The 4,737-nt window shown below is 43.7% G+C and carries 3 protein-coding genes; all 3 read right to left on the bottom strand.

Going from position 1 to position 4,737, the window contains the following annotated elements; genetic code table 11:
- The coding region (locus tag ICN20_RS10165) for a hypothetical protein (protein ID WP_216240505.1) at window positions 1-295 on the bottom strand (295 nt) is incomplete at its 3' end.
- Window positions 296-546: 251 nt separating this feature from the next.
- Window positions 547-1,161 carry a hypothetical protein gene (locus ICN20_RS10170; protein ID WP_216240507.1) on the bottom strand — a complete coding sequence of 205 codons (615 nt, stop codon included), beginning with the start codon at window positions 1,159-1,161 and terminating at the stop codon, window positions 547-549.
- 19 nt (window positions 1,162-1,180) lie between these two features.
- On the bottom strand, window positions 1,181-4,737 hold a 3,557-nt coding region (locus tag ICN20_RS10175), incomplete at its 5' end, for an S-layer family protein (RefSeq protein ID WP_216240509.1).

Here is a 4,737-nt window from a genome sequence, read left to right on the forward strand (position 1 = left end):
AACTATCCCAGTTCACTACCGCACGTTGCGTTGTTTGATTCACTGTCATTGCTGCTGAGGTGGGGGTTTGGGTTTGGGAAATGGATGCAGAGCCGGCGATGACTTGACCGTTGGTGGGGAGTGCATTTGGTGGTAACAAAGGTACTGCAGGATTTGCAAAAACAGATGAAGAAAAAATGATTGCACCGACAGAAAAAACACGTGAGAAATTGCCTGCAAATTTGATATTTGCAAAACAATTTTTCAACGATGTTTTTAAAGAAAGGAGCGACCTTTCTTTGAGGGCTTTTTTCAAAACTAATTCTGGTTTATTTCCGGAACCAGAATTGTCCCAAAGGCTTATAACTACTGGAATTAGCCCTAGGGTGAACGCTCTGAAACCCCCGAAATTACAGGCTTAATTTTGTTAAGAAATGATGTGGAAATGCAAAATATGAAAGTGATTCAAAAATAGGGGTATTTTTGGCCCAACAGGCTTTGGCGCTAGTGGGGTAATTTTTATCAAAAGCATGCTACGAAATGCACGTACAAAAGCTGTGTTTTTCTTTAATGAAATGAAATATTTGATACTGTTTTTTCTGATGCAGTTGCGTCACTCTCAGTATCATTTTCTAATGCATTTTCAACTGGGTTTTTAACTGTCAAAGTAGCTTCGCCCCACCCTGCATGTTGACGCAATTGATCCAATAAAAGAGACATTGCACGCATCATATTGCCGGCTAATTTCAGATTCAAATTAGCGCCACCAGGAAGAATGAAATCGACTGAAATTCCACCATCAAAAGTGTGTTCTTGGGCATCAGTTTTTGGGTCTACTTGCTCACCATTTTTAGTCAGCGAACAAGTGATATCCATCACTAAAAGTGGATCCGATCCCATTGGAAATTGCGTGCCAGATTCGTAAGTTTGCTGACCAGCATTTGCAGTTCTTGCAGCTTCTAAAAATGCTTCTTTTTCAAATTCATGGAGTGCTCTTGCTGCATCTGGCGAATGATTTTCTTCTAGCTTTTTTGCTAGCAAATGAGAGCTTGCTGCAAGAATAAATAGGGTCACTCTACGCGTTAACCAAAGACGATATTCAGCTTGATCTTGGGTATTAAAACGAAACAAAATACGGTCTTCGTTGACCAGATAAGAGGCGTTAATTTGCTTAAGCGACATAACTAAATATTAACGGGAATTAGCCTTTTACACACTCATCCACAAGCTCAGCCTCACAAGGAACGATCTTGCTTGGCTCCCCTACGGAGACTTTTGAGCCCTCACCATAGCGATTTGAGCGGAACAATTCATTATCTGGATCTAGTGGTGGTGTGTATCCAATCAAAGTTTGTGGGGAGCCACCTAAGTTACCAGGCCTGAGGTAAGCCCCCAAATCATTACGTAATCCATTAGGCCCAAAGAGTTCGATTACTCCATTTTTTGAACTCAAAATGATTGGGCCTGCGCCTGATGCTGGATCAAAAAAGATTTCTCCGCCACTGAAGGTCTGTGGGCCAATAGTCGTAATTCCGCCACCAATAGTGATGGTTCCAGATGGGGTTGGTGGCAAAGTTGGATCTAGGCGGGTTTCCATAGTCACCACCAAACCACCCAACGGAACGATGGATCCAATAGCGCCTCTAAAGGTGATTGCTGGGGTTTGGTCTGCAGAGAAGGAGACTGCTTTTAGATCAAGTGTATGAGTCACATTCAATGAATCATCGACCGTTCCCAAGAAAGTAATGCTTGGGTCTTGCGACAGGAATAAGCGAGTAAGCCCATTGGAGCCGTTATCAGAAATCACTACCGCACCGTTATAAGTCTGGGTACTTAAGGTATAAACATCAGCCTTCAGAAGTATGTCTTTAGCATTAATCAGAAGATCGGTGATAGATGGACCTTTAGACAGTCTCGATGGTGAAAGATAACCGGCGTTATCTGTCAGGGTTACCATACCAGCAAGGGCATTGAGCGTTAATGAACGGTTAGCTGCGTCAGAATTTACTGTGCTTAAGAAAGTAATGCTGCCGTTCTGACTACTCATAACCATTGGAGCATTAGCAGAACCAGAGCTAAAGGTTACAGCTCCACCATACTGCTGGTTATTCAGAGTCCTTACATCGGAGATCAGCGTTACAGGGCCGTTAATAGTCAATGATCTTAGGATGGTGTCCGCGCTAAGCCCTACTCTGCCGCCATCAGAGAGTATTGAGCCGTTTCCTAAGGCATCGGTATTAGCCAAGATCAGAGTCTTAGAATTTGCTACAGAAATTTGACCGGTCAATGAACCTGGATTAGCTTGATTATTGTTACCAGCAATGGTCAATATACCGCTACCAGTATGCGCGTAGGTACCACTTCCACCTAAGGAGTTGATAATAGTAGTGTTGGCAGATTCATTAATAGTTAATATGCCGTTATTGATGATGTTGCTTCCCATGGCGCCTGGCGCATTTACAGTAGCTAAGTCATAGACAGCTGAACTACCAACCGGAATATAGACATTGGCTACGTTATTGAGAGTTGGGATTGCCCCGCCCGCCCAGTTAGATTGGGTTGACCACTTCCCACCCACTCCACCGACATAACTTACAGAATTGAGCTGGGTAATAGTGCCGATGTTTGCGCTGTAGGTATCGTTATCCAAGACATAGTTAGCGCCGTCGGTTCCTGACAAGGTCAAGTTCACATCAATTGCTTTGCCGGTTCCCACATTACGGTTATCAAAGGTACCCGAACCAATAATGGTTACCTGGTCTTTGGTGGCGCCTGATCCTAATACAGTAGATAAGGTTGGATCAACGTTGAGCACTAATCCACCAATATTGATGTTGCCGTCGTATACCTTGCTTACTCCTGAAATACCCAACTGATTTGGTCTGAGGGTGTAAGGAATGATGGTATTCGATCCTACTACTGTCAGAGATTTAAAGTTATTGCCAGTCACTACAGAATTTGTAGCTATGAGATTATATCCACCAACATTGATATTGCCCGAGGTACTGGTGCTTGCACCTGCCAATGAGAGTGTGAAGTTAGCGGCACCACTAGCGCCGTCCACAATACTAATTGCTGAACCATTAATACTTGGAACCAAATCAATAATTGTTCTGTTATCCGCATCTAAATATTGTGCTTTAGCTGTATACACAGGATCAGATCCGTAGACGCGAGAGTCAGGTGTTACACGAACCAATAAGGTTTTGGCTGGGGCAATGATGTAATCACCATTAGCGTAGGTAATGCTGTAATTAGATGCACTGTGGCCGCTTGCCTTTAGTACACCTGCATAGACACCAGCAGCGTCAACACTGTCATTGGTGCGAATCACTACTGGTGAGCCTTGCAAGACGTCTTTGTTTTCACCATTAACAAAGCCATTGTAAGTAACGCCCATATAACCACCGGCACATGCAACACCTACGCCACAATTGTTTGCAGATCCAACAAGATCAGACTGGGTTACAAACTTCGCGTCCGTTGTTGCTGTAATCACCAAATTAGCTGGTGTAATGGTTGCTGTATTGGTGGTGGTGGTATTGGGCATTGAGTTGTAGCTAGTGGTGATGTAGTAGTTACTCATCACTGCAGTTCCTGACACGCCAGTAATAGATGTTACGTAGTTATTTCCATAAGCTACATTAGCATCCACTAGGTTAGCACTCGCAATTGATTTAACCGTATCCCCAACCATCAAACCAGTGATCGTGAAAGTGCTTGGCGCAATATTTTTTGTCCCCGAATAAGTACCAGTCAACTCAATACCTAATGGTGCAGGCGAGATAGCTAAAATTGCATTAGTTAATGCCGGCGGATTGTAATTTGATAGAACCGCCCCACCTGCCACCAAATTCGAGACATAGCTTCCTACATTAATTCCAGTTGCCATACCTGCGACTGTAATATTTTGGGCATCATTTCCTAAAGCAGTAATTGAGTATCCGCCAATATAAGCACTTCCTTTATAGGTATTACCAGTAAGACTCTCTACGGCAGAAATTGAGAGATTAGCTTTGCTAATACTTGCCGTATTAATACTACTTAGAGCGCTAGCACTGTTGTAATTCAAATTACCAACTAAACTTGTGCCGATAGATGTGAAGTAGCTTGCATCCACTACATTCTTACTATTAGCAGTTGCAGTAACAGTAAAGGTCTCACCATTAACACCACTTAAGGTTGCATTGGTGATGACCCCATTAATAGCGTCGTAGACTTTAGTGCCTGTAATGCTGGTGTAATTAGCTTTATTAATAGTTAATGCACCCGGCGTAAAGGTGGTGAAGTCATAGTTATTGGCACTTAAAGTACCGATTGCAGCAGTAATCGTTGCAGTACCTGCTCCGGTACTTTCAGTTGCTGTAGTGCTAGCAACACCACTGCCAGTCACTCCAGAGCTTGCTAGATTCTGACCCAATACAAAGCCTCTGACGGTGGCGCTCAATGTTGGGTTCGCATCACCGTAAGTCTTCAGAGCATCATTGGCGACTACGGTCAGGTGGGCTTTGTTAATGGTTAAAGTGCCAGACCTAAAGGTGGTGAAGTCATAGTTATTGGCACTTAAAGTACCGATTGCAGCAGTAATCGTTGCAGTACCTGCTCCGGTACTTTCAGTTGCTGTAGTGGTAGCAACACCACTGCCAGTCACTCCAGAGCTTGCTAGATTCTGACCCAATACAAAGCCTCTGACGGTGGTGCTCAATGTTGGGTTCGCATCACCGTAAGTCTTCAGAGCATCATTGGCGACTACGGTCT

The sequence above is a fragment of the Polynucleobacter sp. JS-Polo-80-F4 genome (genome assembly GCF_018881965.1).
Classification (GTDB): Bacteria; Pseudomonadota; Gammaproteobacteria; order Burkholderiales; family Burkholderiaceae; genus Polynucleobacter.

Coding starts and splice junctions, on each gene's coding strand:
- ICN20_RS10170 (WP_216240507.1), bottom strand. CDS start 1,161: ATGTCGCTTAAGCAAATTAACGCCTCTTATCTGGTCAACGAAGACCGT.